The organism is Vibrio cholerae ATCC 14035 (genome assembly GCF_000621645.1).
GTDB classification, from domain to species: Bacteria; Pseudomonadota; Gammaproteobacteria; order Enterobacterales; family Vibrionaceae; genus Vibrio; species Vibrio cholerae.
On record NZ_JHXR01000017.1, the window covers coordinates 1 to 15,334 of the forward strand.

Consider the following 15,334-nt stretch of genomic DNA (forward strand, 5'->3'; position numbering starts at 1 on the left):
GTTTTTTGCTATCTGGAACTCATTGAACGCCAGATTTTAATCACCGCTTATCGCCTATCCCAGTACTCATCCTCTACGATGTTCAATCATCCCAAGCTGTCCAACTCTTCTTACTGCTCTTTTTGTCTTTCTCTTTTTACGTTTATCCTACGAGTGTACTTTATCAACGTTATCCTTAAGCTTATCCATCAGAGTCTATATGCACTATATGCTTGGAGAAAACTCGGTAAGCAGGTAAGCAAATGCAGCAGAAACCGCTGTAGCTTCAAGTCCACAAACCAAGGCTTAGGTCATTAAGACTTTATCTATGCGCATAAGAATTTGCTCATTTATCGCCTACTTGCAGCTCCAAGTCGTTTAAGTGGTCTAGTCATCTGGGAAAGGATTCTGAGGGTAATAAAAAACCGCAGTGTTTAACTGCGGTTTGTCGATTAAACAACGGAGATTAGTGTTGTTGTTCTTGCTGAGGCATAGGGGATTGATTGTCTGTATTTCTTTCAGCTTGGAGGGCTTTTTCAGCCTTTTTAGCTTTCTCAATCATAGGAGTAATGGTTGAGCCTTGAACTAGGATAGAAAACACTACCACGGCGTAAGTCATCACCAGAATCAGCTCTTTTACATCAATCAATTTCTCGGGAATTACCATGATTCCAGAAGGTATAGAGAGCGCCATCGCTAACGCGAGTCCCCCACGTAAGCCACCCCAAGTCAGAATACGAATCGACCAAGGGTTGTAACTACGGTAGCGTTTAAATCCGATGTAGGAGACAAATACGCTGAGGTAGCGGCCACATAACACCAGTGGAACTGCAAAAGCCATTAAAATCCAGTCTTCTTGATGGAACTCAAACAGTAGCATTGACATACCAATCAGCAGGAATAGGACGCCGTTGAGAAATTCGTCTACGAGTTCCCAGAAGTGATCGAGATGCTCTTCACTCTCTTTTGAGAAGCCTATGAAACGAGTCCAGTTACCAATCATGATCCCAGATACGACCATAGCGAGTGGACCAGAAACATGGATCACATCGGCAAATGCATAACCAGCGGTCGGAATACCAATCGTCAGCAACAGCTCCATAGAGTGGTCATCGGTTGCTGAAATCAGGTAGTGGAACAGGAGACCTAATAAGAAACCGTAAACAATGCCACCGATCGCTTCTTGGATGAAGAGAAGGGTAACGCTGCCAACCGTTGGTGTTTCATGCCCGAAAGCGATGGTAAAGATGGTCACGAAGATAACCAAGCCAAAACCATCGTTAAACAGTGATTCGCCTTCAATTTGGGTAGAAATACGTTTCGGTGCTTTGAGCTTTTTGACAATCGCGAGGACAGCAATTGGGTCGGTGGGGGAAATGAGTGCGCCAAATAACAAGCAGTAAACCAAATCAAACTGGATACCGATTAATTGGCAGAAACCATAGAGAGTAAATCCAATAAAGAAAGTCGAAAACAGCGTTGCGCCAAGAGCCAATACCGTAATTTCCCATTTCTGATCTTTTAGATTTGGCAGCTTAATGCCAAGACCTCCAGCGAAAAGAAGAAACCCTAAAATCCCTTTGAGTAGAAAATTTTCAAAGTTAATACTGGTGACGGTTTCGGTGGCGATTTGATTGAGATGAAACCAGTCGTTTTGACCCGCGATCAAGATCAGTAACGATAACATCATCGAACCTGCGGTGATTGCGATAGTAGTCTGCATTCGGCTGATCTTGCTATTAATAAATGCAATCAACATGGCTGCCGCAGAGAGGAAGCACAAAGTGTAGTAGACGGACATTCTCTTCTCAGTGTGTGTAACAATTTGTGAACGAAATTGTCTTTCTCTGTTGAGTAAATAGCAAATACTTTTTCATCACATAGGGTTCTGCTCACATCGTCAAGGTGAGTCACGAAAGAATGGCTGTTTTAGACGTCTAGATTTCTGAATTTTGTGTGATAGGATGTGGCAAACGCATAAGGAATGAGGCGGTATTGTGGGAAAAGAAGTAAGACAACAACTCGAACAGCAATTGAAACAACGTATCCTACTGATTGATGGTGGTATGGGTACCATGATTCAGAGTTATAAGTTACAAGAGGAAGACTATCGCGGTGCACGATTTGTCGATTGGCACTGTGATTTGAAAGGAAATAACGACCTCTTAGTGCTTACTCAGCCGCAAATTATTAAAGAGATTCACTCCGCTTACCTTGAAGCGGGGGCGGATATTCTTGAGACCAACACCTTTAACTCAACCACGATTGCCATGGCAGACTATGACATGCAATCGCTCAGTGCTGAAATTAACTTTGCCGCGGCTAAGCTTGCACGTGAAGTCGCGGATGAGTGGACGGCTAAAGATCCAAGTCGGCCACGCTATGTGGCTGGTGTGCTTGGGCCAACCAACCGTACTTGCTCTATTTCGCCAGATGTGAACGATCCAGGATTTCGTAACGTCACTTTTGATGGGCTTGTTGAAGCCTATTCCGAATCGACGCGCGCTTTGATCAAAGGTGGCAGCGATCTGATCCTCATTGAAACCATCTTCGATACACTTAACGCCAAAGCCTGTGCGTTTGCGGTCGATAGCGTATTTGAAGAGCTGGGCATCAGCTTACCTGTGATGATTTCCGGCACGATTACCGATGCCTCTGGGCGAACTCTGTCAGGACAGACAACGGAAGCTTTCTACAACGCCTTGCGTCATGTACGGCCGATTTCGTTTGGCTTGAACTGTGCGTTAGGTCCTGATGAGCTGCGCCAGTACGTGGAAGAGCTTTCACGCATTTCAGAATGCTATGTTTCCGCGCACCCAAATGCCGGACTGCCCAATGCGTTTGGTGAATACGATCTCTCTGCCGAGGAAATGGCAGAACATATTGCGGAATGGGCACAAGCTGGCTTTTTGAATTTGGTCGGTGGTTGCTGTGGAACTACACCTGAGCATATCGCCGCCATTGCCAAAGCCGTCGAGGGTGTAAAACCAAGGGCTCTGCCAGATCTGAAAGTAGAATGTCGTCTCTCGGGTTTAGAGCCGCTCAATATTGGCCCTGAAACCTTGTTTGTTAACGTGGGCGAACGTACTAACGTCACCGGTTCTGCGCGTTTTAAGCGTTTAATTAAAGAAGAGCAATACGACGAAGCGCTCGATGTGGCGCGTGAGCAAGTCGAAAACGGCGCGCAGATCATTGATATCAACATGGATGAAGGCATGTTGGACGCCGAGGCGTGTATGGTGCGCTTTTTGAATCTATGCGCCTCTGAACCAGAAATATCCAAAGTTCCGGTGATGGTCGACTCCTCTAAATGGGAAGTCATTGAAGCGGGTCTGAAATGCATTCAGGGTAAAGGCATCGTCAACTCTATCTCTCTAAAAGAAGGGAAAGAGAAGTTTATTGCCCAAGCCAAATTGGTGCGCCGCTACGGTGCCGCGGTGATTGTGATGGCATTTGACGAAGTGGGCCAAGCCGATACCCGTGAGCGCAAATTAGAGATCTGTCGTCGGGCTTACCATATTTTGGTCGATGAGGTGGGCTTCCCACCGGAAGATATTATTTTTGACCCGAACATCTTTGCTGTTGCGACCGGAATTGATGAGCACAATAACTACGCACTGGATTTCATTAATGCAGTGGCGGACATTAAGCGTGAGCTGCCGCATGCGATGATTTCTGGCGGTGTTTCTAACGTTTCCTTCTCTTTCCGCGGCAACAACTATGTGCGTGAAGCGATCCATGCTGTTTTCCTTTATCACTGCTTCAAACACGGCATGGACATGGGGATTGTCAACGCAGGGCAGCTTGAAATCTACGATAACGTTCCGCTGAAACTGCGTGAGGCAGTGGAAGATGTGATCCTCAATCGACGTAGCGATGGCACGGAAAGACTGCTTGAGATCGCCGAAGCGTATCGCGAAAACAGTGTTGGTAAAGAAGAGGATGCTTCTGCATTAGAGTGGCGCGCATGGCCTGTGGCTAAGCGCCTAGAGCACGCTTTAGTCAAAGGCATCACCGAATTTATCGTCCAAGACACTGAAGAAGCACGTCAGCAAGCCAGTAAACCACTGGAAGTGATTGAAGGGCCGCTGATGGATGGTATGAACGTGGTCGGTGACTTGTTCGGGGAAGGGAAAATGTTCCTACCGCAAGTCGTAAAATCAGCGCGTGTCATGAAACAAGCCGTTGCGTATCTTGAGCCTTTCATTAATGCGCAAAAAAGTGGTAGCACTTCAAATGGTAAGATTTTGCTGGCGACCGTAAAAGGCGATGTGCATGACATTGGTAAGAACATTGTTGGCGTCGTGCTGCAGTGTAATAACTTCGAGATCATCGATCTTGGTGTGATGGTGCCTTGCGAGCAGATCCTCAAAGTCGCACGCGAGCAAAATGTCGATATCATCGGTCTCTCTGGGCTTATCACGCCGTCTTTGGATGAGATGGTACACGTGGCGAAAGAGATGGAGCGACAAGGGTTTGAACTGCCACTTTTGATTGGTGGGGCAACAACGTCTAAAGCGCATACTGCGGTGAAGATTGAACAGAATTATCATGCGCCTGTAGTGTACGTGAATAACGCGTCGCGCGCGGTAGGGGTGTGCACATCATTATTGTCTGATGAACAGCGCCCCGGATTTATCGAACGTTTGGATCTCGATTATGAGCGCACGCGTGATCAGCATGCTCGTAAAACGCCCAAATCGCGCCCAGTCACGTTAGAGCAGGCACGTGCTAATAAAGCGGCGCTGGATTGGGCAAATTACACGCCGCCCGCTCCTGCGAAACCGGGTGTGCATGTGTTTGAAAACATTGCGTTAGCCACACTACGTCCTTATATCGATTGGACGCCTTTTTTTATGACTTGGTCGCTTATGGGCAAATACCCTGCCATTTTGGAGCATGAAGAGGTCGGTGAAGAGGCCAAACGTCTGTTTCATGATGCCAATGCCTTACTTGATAAAGTAGAGCGAGAAGGACTACTGAAAGCCAGTGGTATGTGTGCACTGTTTCCAGCAGCCAGCGTGGGCGATGACATTGAGGTGTACAGTGATGAATCGCGTACGCAAGTCGCGCATGTGCTGTACAACTTGCGTCAGCAGACTGAGAAACCGAAAGGGGCCAACTACTGTTTGTCGGACTATGTTGCTCCGAAAGAGAGCGGTAAACGTGATTGGATTGGCGCGTTTGCAGTAACTGGTGGCATTGGTGAGCGAGCCTTGGCCGATGCTTATAAAGCTCAGGGTGATGATTACAATGCGATCATGATCCAAGCGGTAGCCGATCGTTTGGCGGAAGCCTTTGCGGAATATCTGCATGAAAAAGTGCGTAAAGAGATTTGGGGTTATGCGAGCGATGAAAATCTCTCCAATGATGACCTGATCCGTGAGCGTTATCAGGGCATTCGACCCGCGCCGGGGTATCCCGCGTGTCCTGAGCATACCGAGAAAGCGACTTTGTGGCAGATGCTAAATGTCGAAGAGACCATAGGTATGTCACTGACCACAAGCTATGCGATGTGGCCGGGCGCTTCGGTATCCGGTTGGTATTTCTCGCATCCCGATTCTCGCTATTTTGCGGTAGCGCAGATCCAACCAGATCAACTGCACAGCTACGCTGAGCGTAAAGGTTGGCGTTTGGAAGAAGCTGAAAAGTGGCTAGCGCCTAACCTTGATGCTTAATCAGTAAGACCTCCATCCACAATAAAAGAGGCCACATCATGTGGCCTCTGGTTTTATCTCGTGAGTTTGATTTTACTCTTGCTCAAACAGCTCTTTATGCAGCTTCTGCACCGCTTGTTTAGAGACAGATTCATGCAGCAAGAAACAGAGGTTATGCGCGCTGGCGCCATAGCAAATCATACGGAGGTTGTAATCTTCCAATACACTGAACACTTGCTTCGCGTAGCCGCGGCTCTCTTTCATCTTGTTGCCGATCAGAGCAATCAGACACAGGTTGTATTCGACTTCGACCGTACATAGCTCCTCTAACTCGGCGCGCACCGCTTCAGGCAATTCTGGCGCACCGCCTGAGGTATCGGTTTTATCCAGTGTCAGTGACACGCTGATTTCTGATGTGGTGATGAGATCGACCGAAATTTTATGCTTGGCGAGAATTTCGAACACTTTGGCGAGGAAACCGTAAGCATGGAACATCTGCGCGCTACGCAGTGTCACCATGGTTTGATTACAGCGTAGTGCAAGTGCGCGATACAGTGGCGCGCTTTCGACTTGTTTACGGATCCAAGTGCCACCTTTTTCCGGTTCTTTTGATGAGCCAACAAACACGGGAATGCCATGGCGTACCGCTGGAAGCAAGGTGGATGGATGCAAAATCTTGGCACCAAAATTGGCCATTTCTGAGGCTTCGCTAAAGCTTATCTCAGGAATCGGCGCCGCTTTTGGCGCGATACGTGGATCGGTACTGTAGATTCCCGGTACGTCAGTCCAAATCTCTAAACCACTTGCTTGCACGGCTTCGGCAATCAAAGCGGCTGAATAATCACTGCCGCCGCGGCCTAAAGTGGTGGTATTACCTTGCGCATCAGAGCCGATAAAACCTTGAGTCACGACGACATATTGCTCACACAGTGGCACCAGTTTTTCTTTGGCTAATTGAGCGATTTCTTTCAATTGAGGTTCGGCGCGACCGTAATGATCGTCAGTGCGTAGCACTTCGCGGATATCAAAACGTACCGCGTCGACACCACGCTCACGCATCAGTTGAGTGAGGATGTAGGTGGAGATGAGCTCACCACAGGCGACGAGATGGTCGGTCAGTTTTTTACTGGATTGAAATGACGCCGCTTCTGCAGCACTGGCCACAGAATCTAGCACGGCTTTGACTTCTTTTTCGACGCGTGTCGGATCGGCGAGCTGGTCGATAATCACATAATGGATATCGGCCAACTGTTGCAAAATGGCTTGGCGGCGTTCAGTTGAGGCCACGCCATTGGCGAGTTCGACCAATAAATTGGTCACCCCAGAGCAGGCGCTGCTGACCACTAAGCGTGTTTGTGGATTGTTTTCGATAATGGCCGAACAACGGCTCATGGCTTCAAAGTTGGCGACACTAGTACCACCAAATTTGGCGACGTTAAATGTGCTCACGGCAATTCTCCCAGACTTCCTGAAAAACGAGTTGTTGGTAACCCAACGTCCAATGTTGTGAAGAGAGTGTTTTTTATAGAGCAAAATAGAGGAGTGACTATAGAAAGATTTCCCTCAGAAGCTCTTCATCAGATTCGAGCTGATGACAGTTGAAGGGATTCAGCCCGTTCAACCGATAAACCAAAGCCACAACTTTGATTCACCTCGGCACTACTCCCCCTGAATGTTCTGTATTGGAGTTGAGGCTCCACAAAACATCTGCCTGGGCAGTGCTCCTCTTCTGCTAGATAGCTCACACATTGAACGGTGTTGGCGAAATCTTGTCAACGACAAAATGTTCTAAAAGTGCAAATAAAAATGACATTAGTGTGACAAGGATTAACACTCTGGACATAGGTCGAATTGTTGCTGCTACTGAATTGCATTAGGCTAGTGGTTCTGGTCGCCACAACAAGGAGTCGTTATGACAATTCGCAGTTTTATTCCCCCGCATCGGATTTTGATGGGCCCTGGACCTTCGGCTATTTCCCCTCAAGTCCTGCAAGCGCTCAGCCGCCCAACGGTTGGTCATCTTGATCCACTATTTATCGGTATGATGGATGAGCTGAAACAGCTCTTGAAATATGCTTTCCAAACGGAAAACGAATTTACGATTGCCGTTTCTGCGCCGGGTAGTGCGGGTATGGAAGCCTGTTTTGTTAACCTCGTCGAGCCGGGCGATAAAGTGATTGTTTGCCGCAATGGGGTGTTTGGTGAGCGGATGCGCGATAACGCTGTGCGTTGTGGGGCCGAAGTTGTGGTGGTTGATGATGAATGGGGTTGCCCAGTCAGCGTTGAAAAAGTGCAAGCCACGATAGATGAGCATCCGGATGCGAAAATACTGGCTTTTGTACAAGCAGAAACGTCAACCGGAGCCTTAAGTGATGCGCAAGCGTTAGGTGCTCTAGCGAAGCAGCATGGTTTGTTGACGATTGTTGATGCGGTGACCTCGCTCGGTGGCGTTCCCCTGCTGGTGGATGAGTGGCAACTGGATGCGGTGTATTCTGGCAGCCAAAAATGCCTCTCTTGTGTGCCGGGATTGGCTCCGTTGACGTTTTCACCTCGTGCCATTGAGAAGATTCAATCGCGAAAAACACCGATTCAAAGCTGGTTCCTCGATCAAAGCTTGGTATTAGGTTATTGGAGTGGCGCGGGCAAACGTAGTTATCACCATACCGCTCCGGTTAATAGTTTGTACGCGCTGCACGAAGCGTTACTGCTTTTGCAACAAGAAGGTTTAGAGCACGCGTGGCAGCGCCATCGTCTGATGCATGAGAAGCTTAAACAAGGGTTAGAGCAACTCGGTTTTCAATTTGTGGTCGCAGAGCCGTATCGTTTACCGCAGTTGAACGCGATTTATGTGCCGGAAGGTATTGAGGAAGCCAAAGTACGCAGCCATCTACTCAATGAATACAATTTGGAAATTGGTGCTGGGCTCGGGGCATTAGCCGGCAAAGCGTGGCGCATTGGGGTTATGGGCTATGGCGCGCGTTCAGAAAATATCGCGCTCTGTTTGCGAGCGCTCGAAGAGTCGCTGCGTTAATACCATACGCAAGAGAAAAGCTGTATGAAAGAGAAATAAGGGTGGCTTAAAAGCCACCCTTATTGTTTCTCGCAGAGCTTAGGGTGTCGCGGCTGAGGGAACCTCAGCATCAGATGTGGCACTGTTGACCTTTATCGAGGGGTGGTACTGGACTGTACTGAAATCTTGATTGGGGAACAGAAATTCGGCCTCGCGGCGGATTTGCTGCGCACGGCTCGTATCGCCTAAACCTTGATAAGCCAAAATCAGGTTTGAATAGAAGGCCGGGCGCGGTTTATGTTGAATGATCTGTAACGACCAATCGATATAGGGTTGGATAAGCTCCGCTTTTTGTTCATGGAGCCCGATGTTCAGATAGGTGCTGTAGATATCCCAATCAAATCGGTCTTGCCATACCAATGGGTTAGTCACGTTTTTCAGCAATTCAGGATTGAGTGGCTGAGATTTTTCAAATTGCGTTAACACATAGTTGGTGTGTAACGCTGTGACCATATACAAGCTGGTGACAATCGGCAGCACTAAGCTGGTAATACGCAATAAAGATTTGGTGAGCGTGGTGAAACTGGCCAGTCGATAGCGTGCGACCCGTTGATCTACCCAGTAGATTAGGATGATAAAGGTGATCCAGTGAATTGCGGAGTGGTAAAACGGATACTCCAATTGAGCGTGTAAGGTGATCGGCACAAACAGAGCCAGCATGGCCATGCGAGTGCCACGTTTGGCGGCATAAATGCGTAGAGCACAAAAACAGGCGGCGAGTAATATACCCATTACAGGTAGTAATCCGCCTTCTACCCCCCAATACAACAGCTCATTGTGTGGGTGATCCATCGATGCTAAGCCTGCTGGATAGCTGCTATTTAACTGATGTTGGCGAGCAGTATAAAGCAGATACTGCGCCTCAAATTTGCCATAACCATAGCCTGTAAAAGGCTTTTCGATGATCATATCTATGGTTTGTGGAAATGTGAAACGACGTGGGCTTTCTAAGTCAGCCTTATTCGCGACAAAACCAGAGGTTCCTTGGCCATACATAGCGGTAAAACCTGCACAAATCCCAAGAGTTATGGCAAGAAGCCAGAGCGTAAAGCGCCGACGTGAAGCGAATCGATATAAGTAAGGGGCAACCAGAGCGATACTCAATAAACTGGCCAGCCACCCAGTGCGAGAGGCGAGTACGACCAGTAAGGGAGCCGTGAGTAGCGGTGTCGCGTAAAGGATGCCGATTTTGCTCCAGCGCGAGTCATATTTTTCCGGTTGTCTGGCCAGCAAATAACCTGACAACACCAGCCCTGTTGCGAGGAAACTGGCCATCACATTTGGCTGCTGGAAAATACCATACGGTCGATTTGCTTCGGTGTCATAACCAAAGGGGTTACCCGGCTCTAACCAAAAGTATTGAATTAAACCGATCACGGCTTCAATGACGCTACCCAGTAGAATAAACCACATCAAACGCTGTTTATGTTTGTTGCTAAAGCGAAATTGTTGTAAGACGAGAAACAGAGTAAATCCAGCCCAGAGACCCACTAAGCGGCCAAGAGTATGAAACCAATCGGCATTCGAGTAAGTGATGGGTAGGGTTAGCAGAGCACAGCTTAACCAAAGTCCAGTGGTCAGCTTGGAATAACGCAGCGCTTGATTATTCGCCAACTGATACAGACCAATCGCCAGTGTTATGCTGGTCGCGATCCAGACCGTAGTATTGAAGGAGAGTGCCAGTCCAGCACCGCCGGGGTTAGGCATAAAGAAATGCATGGCGAGCAGATAAACCACGGCCAAGGCAAAAAGAAACGGTTTATTGAGTGGTAGGTTCGGAGCGTGAGGTTCCAACCGAGTGCCACTTAACAGCAAAGTTGCCATGCAGTTCACCTTAAAAAAGAAACCAGCGCACAGTTCGCTGGTTTCATTACTTTAGCCTTTTTTTCTAATTCAACAAAGGCTTGAGGAAACGTGCGGTATGTGAAGCTTCGATCTGCGCCACATCTTCTGGTGTTCCTTCTGCAATAATCAGTCCGCCGCCTTGGCCGCCTTCGGGGCCTAAATCGATGATCCAGTCAGCCGTTTTGATCACATCCAAGTTATGCTCAATCACCACCACGGTATTGCCATGGTCACGCAAGCGGTGCAGAACGCTCAATAGTTGCTGAATATCGTGGAAGTGTAGGCCCGTGGTTGGTTCATCCAAAATATACAGGGTTTTGCCCGTATCTCGTTTGGAGAGTTCACGCGCTAATTTTACCCGCTGCGCTTCACCTCCTGATAAGGTGGTGGCTGATTGCCCAAGACGAATGTAGGACAATCCAACATCCATCAAGGTTTGCAGCTTACGTGCTATCACAGGTACGGGGTCAAAAAACTCGCGTGCGTCTTCAACGGTCATGTCCAAAACTTCATCAATCGTCTTGCCTTTGTAGCGCACTTCCAGTGTTTCTCGGTTATAGCGTTTACCTTTACACACATCACAAGGCACATACACATCGGGTAAGAAGTGCATTTCAACTTTGATCACGCCATCGCCTTGGCACGCTTCACAGCGCCCTCCGCGGACGTTAAAACTAAAGCGTCCCGGCTGATAACCACGCGAGCGAGACTCTTGTGTTCCTGCAAATAATTCACGGATTGGAGTGAAGATTCCGGTGTAAGTGGCAGGGTTGGAGCGAGGAGTGCGACCAATTGGGCTCTGATCGATATCGATCACTTTATCAAAGTGTTCTAGACCTTGAATGGAGCGATAAGGCGCAGGTGTCGCCGTCGTCGCGCCATTGAGTGCTGTATGGGCAATCTTAAAGAAGGTATCGTTGATCAGAGTGGATTTTCCCGAACCTGAAACGCCCGTCACACAAGTAAACAGGCCAACAGGAATAGACAGGTCAACATTTTTTAAGTTATTACCGACTGCGCCTTTAAGCTCTACCGTTTTCTTCGCATCTTTTGGTGTGCGCTGCTCTGGTACCGCGATTTTTTTCACGCCACTGAGATATTGACCTGTGAGTGAGTTTGGATTGGCGATGATTTCCTCCACATTGCCTTCGGCAACCACCATGCCGCCGTGTACGCCAGCACCTGGGCCAATATCAATCACATGATCTGCCATGCGAATCGCATCTTCATCATGCTCAACCACTAACACGGTATTCCCTAGATTGCGTAAGTGGGTGAGGGTTTGCATCAAGCGTTCGTTGTCGCGTTGGTGGAGGCCAATCGAGGGTTCATCAAGGACATACATCACACCGACTAAACCCGCACCAATCTGACTGGCTAGACGAATACGCTGAGCTTCGCCACCGGAAAGCGTCTCGGCGCTGCGCGAGAGATTTAAGTAATTGAGCCCGACATTGACCAAAAATTGCAGCCGGTCATTAATCTCTTTCATCACTTTTTCAGCGATTTGTGCACGTTGGCCTTCCAGTTTGAGCTCTTGGAAGAACGTTAGCGCATCAGCAATGCTCAGTTCTACAATCGTTGGCAGCGCAGTATCATTAATAAACACATTGCGTGCTTCGATTTTTAAGCGCGTACCATCACAGCTGCTGCAAGGCTTGTTGGAGATGTATTTTGCCAGCTCCTCACGTACCGAGTTGGATTCGGTATCGCGATAGCGGCGCTCCAAATTATGCAAAATTCCTTCAAAAGGATGTTTTTTAAGGCGAATATCACCCCGATCATTGATGTACTTAAATTCAATTTCGGTGCGACCAGAGCCGTGCAGAATGATTTCCTGAATCTTTTTGCTCAGCTTATTGAAGGGCGTGTGTACATCAAAATCGTAGTGCTCGGCCAGTGCAGTCAGCATCTGGAAATAATAAAAGTTCTTTTGATCCCAACCGCGGATCGCACCTTGTGCCAAACTTAAATTGGCATCTTGAATCACTCGATCTGGATCGAAATACTGCTGTACTCCTAAACCATCACAGGTTGGACAAGCACCGGCTGGGTTGTTGAAGGAGAACAGGCGTGGTTCAAGTTCGCGCATGCTGTAACCGCAATGTGGACAAGCAAAGTTAGCCGAGAAAATCTGCTCTTCGCCATCGCCTTCCATCGGGGCGACAACGACGATACCGCCGGAAAGTTCCAAGGCGGTTTCAAAGGATTCGGCTAAGCGTTGCTGCAGATCACTGCGCACTTTGAAACGGTCGACAATTACTTCAATGGTATGCTTTTTGTGCAGTTCGAGTTTCGGTGGATCGGTCAGATCGCAGGTTTCACCATCGATACGCGCACGAATAAAGCCCTGCGCAGCAAGGTTTTCCAATGTTTTAACGTGTTCGCCTTTGCGCTCTTTGACTATGGTTGCCAGCAGCATCATTTTGCTGCCTTCTGGCAATTCCAATACTTTGTCTACCATCTGACTGATGGTTTGCGCTTTCAGTGGCACTTGGTGTTCGGGGCAGCGTGGCTCACCAACCCGAGCGTAGAGTAGACGTAAATAGTCATACACTTCCGTAATCGTACCCACAGTAGAGCGTGGGTTATGGGAAGTGGACTTCTGCTCAATCGAAATCGCGGGTGAAAGCCCCTCAATATGGTCTACATCCGGCTTTTCCATCAGAGAAAGGAATTGGCGCGCATAAGCCGAGAGTGATTCGACATAACGCCGTTGACCTTCTGCGTACAGCGTATCAAAAGCCAGTGAGGATTTACCTGAACCAGAGAGGCCGGTGATGACAATCAATTTGTCACGAGGAATGGTCAGATTGATATTTTTGAGGTTATGGGTACGAGCGCCGCGTACTTCGATTTTGTCCATCTGGGTTGCTCTTTGCTAAACGAAGTGCAGCAAGTATTACATAGCGTGAACAAAGTGCAAGCAATTACTGGATAAAAAAACAGTTGTATCAAAAGCAAAAAAGCCAACCTGAGAGGTTACAGGTTGGCTTTTAAATGCATTGTTTAGATAGCGAATTACTGACCTTTGTGCGTCGACTTTTTAGCCAACTCCACTTTTTGGTCGTTTTTCTTGTACATGTTTTCGTAGCAGAAGTTGGTGGCTTCGATATAGCCTTCAACGCTACCACAGTCGAAGCGCTTACCTTTGAATTTATAAGCCAGTACACAACCCGCTTTGGCTTGTTTGAGCAGCGCGTCAGTGATTTGAATTTCACCGCCTTTGCCCGGCTCGGTCTGCTCAATCAGATCAAAAATATCTGGCGTGAGGATATAACGGCCAATGATGGCGAGGTTGCTTGGCGCTGTGCCCGGCTCTGGTTTTTCGACCATGTTATCGACGCGGAACAGATCGTCTTTGATCATCTCACCTGCGATCACGCCGTATTTGTGAGTTTCGTTTTCTGGAACCTCTTGCACAGCGACGATAGAGCAGCGGAACTGTTTGTACAGTGCAACCATCTGTGCCAGTACGCCTTGCTCTTCGTTCACACACAGGTCGTCCGCTAGCACAACGGCAAACGGCTCATCACCGACCAGCTCTTTGCCCGTTAAGATAGCGTGACCCAAGCCTTTCATTTCGCGTTGGCGAATAAAAGTAAAGTTAGCGCTTTCGATGATTTTACGGATATCACCCAATAGCTCTTCTTTATTCGTACCGCGGATTTGGTGCTCTAACTCGTAGTTCATGTCAAAGTGATCCATGATCGAATGCTTACCACGACCTGTCACAATACACATGCCTGTGATACCCGCTTGAATCGCTTCATCAACACCGTACTCAATCAGCGGTTTGTTAACAACAGGCATCATCTCTTTGGGCATCGACTTAGTCGCTGGTAGGAATCGGGTACCGTAGCCAGCTGCCGGAAATAGACACTTCTTAATCATCATTTTTGCTCTATGGTGTGCTAGGGAGAAATTTTTTGCTGACTCTACCACTTCTGATTCGCGACTGCATTACGTTGAGGCTCTTGGCCGAAAAAATGTGTGTGAAGTCGCATTGTTACTACATTTTTCTCCACTCACTCATGGTGAATTCACTCCGCTAGGTTGAGCGCCTTTACAGTAAATTTTGATTAACCCAAGCGATCGCTTTGACTCGATTTTTCACGTTTAGCTTTTTAAATATCTGATAAAGATGCGATTTCACCGTGAACTCACTAATAAATAAATTCTCAGCGATTTGCATATTCGATGCGCCAGTTTGTAAACAGCGCAGGATCTGAATTTCACGTGCAGTCAAATCGACCGTGGCTTGAACTTGATGGCTTTGGAAAGCGTAACGATAGTAATGCAGCAACTGACTGCTGACGTGGCGAGGTAGCCAGTTTTGGCCATTAATGATCTCCCCAAGACCGTGGGCAATAAAGCCTGTGTCTTCATTGGCATAAAACAGACCTTTGAGGTTGCCAAAAGTGAGCAGATCTTCTGTTCTTAACCGTTTCTCGACATTAAACAAGATGGTTTCGAAGTACGGGCTGGTAAGCTTTAGGGGACCCAATTGCTGGCGAATCAGGCCATTTTCCGCATGGTCGAGCAACAATATTTTGTGTTTATCGGATTGATACTCGCGCAATAAGCGTTCTGGTTCAATCACCGGGACGGGCAGATTCAACTGCTCAATGGCGGCTTGAATACTGGGATGTAACGCTTTTGGCTGTGTCGTTAATAAATAAATCGTGCGTGCATAGTTGGCTCGTTGCATGATGAATTACAGACTCAGTTAATATGAAATAATGCACTTAATATGGCGAAAAATAGATTTTGGCGCTATGCG

Annotated in this window: 8 protein-coding genes and 1 riboswitch; of the genes, 2 read left to right on the plus strand and 6 right to left on the minus strand. The window is 47.9% G+C overall.

Annotated features, from left to right (window positions below; genetic code table 11):
- Nucleotides 1–445 precede the first annotated feature (445 nt).
- Complete coding sequence (locus T411_RS0110570; protein ID WP_000118232.1) at nucleotides 446–1,780, minus strand: cation:proton antiporter; 1,335 nt, start codon at nucleotides 1,778–1,780, stop codon at nucleotides 446–448.
- Nucleotides 1,781–1,976: 196 nt separating this feature from the next.
- Here T411_RS0110570 and metH point away from each other — a divergent pair, with 196 nt between their 5' ends.
- Nucleotides 1,977–5,657: a methionine synthase gene (metH, locus tag T411_RS0110575; protein WP_000514261.1), complete on the plus strand. Its 3,681-nt coding sequence runs from the start codon at nucleotides 1,977–1,979 to the stop codon at nucleotides 5,655–5,657.
- 72 nt (nucleotides 5,658–5,729) lie between these two features.
- On the opposite strand, the gene lysC is transcribed toward metH, so the two are convergent.
- On the minus strand, nucleotides 5,730–7,085 hold the full coding sequence (lysC, locus tag T411_RS0110580; protein WP_000102995.1) for a lysine-sensitive aspartokinase 3: 1,356 nt from the start codon (nucleotides 7,083–7,085) through the stop codon (nucleotides 5,730–5,732).
- Nucleotides 7,086–7,195: 110 nt separating this feature from the next.
- A riboswitch (Lysine riboswitch) is annotated at nucleotides 7,196–7,373 on the minus strand.
- A 175-nt stretch (nucleotides 7,374–7,548) separates the two neighbouring features.
- Between lysC and T411_RS0110585 the strand changes: the two genes are divergently transcribed.
- Complete coding sequence (locus T411_RS0110585) at nucleotides 7,549–8,667, plus strand: pyridoxal-phosphate-dependent aminotransferase family protein (RefSeq protein WP_000155556.1); 1,119 nt, start codon at nucleotides 7,549–7,551, stop codon at nucleotides 8,665–8,667.
- Between the two features lie 78 nt (nucleotides 8,668–8,745).
- Here the strand turns inward: T411_RS0110585 and T411_RS0110590 are convergent, their stop codons facing one another.
- The 4 genes from T411_RS0110590 to T411_RS0110605 form a co-directional block, all read right to left on the minus strand.
- On the minus strand, nucleotides 8,746–10,530 hold the full coding sequence (locus T411_RS0110590; protein WP_000212618.1) for an oligosaccharyltransferase: 1,785 nt from the start codon (nucleotides 10,528–10,530) through the stop codon (nucleotides 8,746–8,748).
- Between the two features lie 64 nt (nucleotides 10,531–10,594).
- On the minus strand, nucleotides 10,595–13,417 hold the full coding sequence (uvrA, locus tag T411_RS0110595) for an excinuclease ABC subunit UvrA (RefSeq protein WP_000357704.1): 2,823 nt from the start codon (nucleotides 13,415–13,417) through the stop codon (nucleotides 10,595–10,597).
- A gap of 155 nt (nucleotides 13,418–13,572) precedes the next feature.
- Nucleotides 13,573–14,445, minus strand: coding sequence for a UTP--glucose-1-phosphate uridylyltransferase GalU (galU, locus tag T411_RS0110600; protein ID WP_001920788.1), 873 nt, complete (start codon nucleotides 14,443–14,445; stop codon nucleotides 13,573–13,575).
- A 172-nt stretch (nucleotides 14,446–14,617) separates the two neighbouring features.
- A complete protein-coding gene (locus T411_RS0110605; RefSeq protein ID WP_001188316.1) occupies nucleotides 14,618–15,262 on the minus strand; it encodes a LuxR C-terminal-related transcriptional regulator in 645 nt (214 codons plus the stop codon).
- Nucleotides 15,263–15,334: the final 72 nt, after the last annotated feature.

Coding starts and splice junctions, on each gene's coding strand:
- T411_RS0110570 (WP_000118232.1), bottom strand. CDS start 1,780: ATGTCCGTCTACTACACTTTGTGCTTCCTCTCTGCGGCAGCCATGTTG.
- T411_RS0110585 (WP_000155556.1), top strand. CDS start 7,549: ATGACAATTCGCAGTTTTATTCCCCCGCATCGGATTTTGATGGGCCCT.
- T411_RS0110590 (WP_000212618.1), bottom strand. CDS start 10,530: ATGGCAACTTTGCTGTTAAGTGGCACTCGGTTGGAACCTCACGCTCCG.
- uvrA (WP_000357704.1), bottom strand. CDS start 13,417: ATGGACAAAATCGAAGTACGCGGCGCTCGTACCCATAACCTCAAAAAT.
- galU (WP_001920788.1), bottom strand. CDS start 14,445: ATGATTAAGAAGTGTCTATTTCCGGCAGCTGGCTACGGTACCCGATTC.
- T411_RS0110605 (WP_001188316.1), bottom strand. CDS start 15,262: ATGCAACGAGCCAACTATGCACGCACGATTTATTTATTAACGACACAG.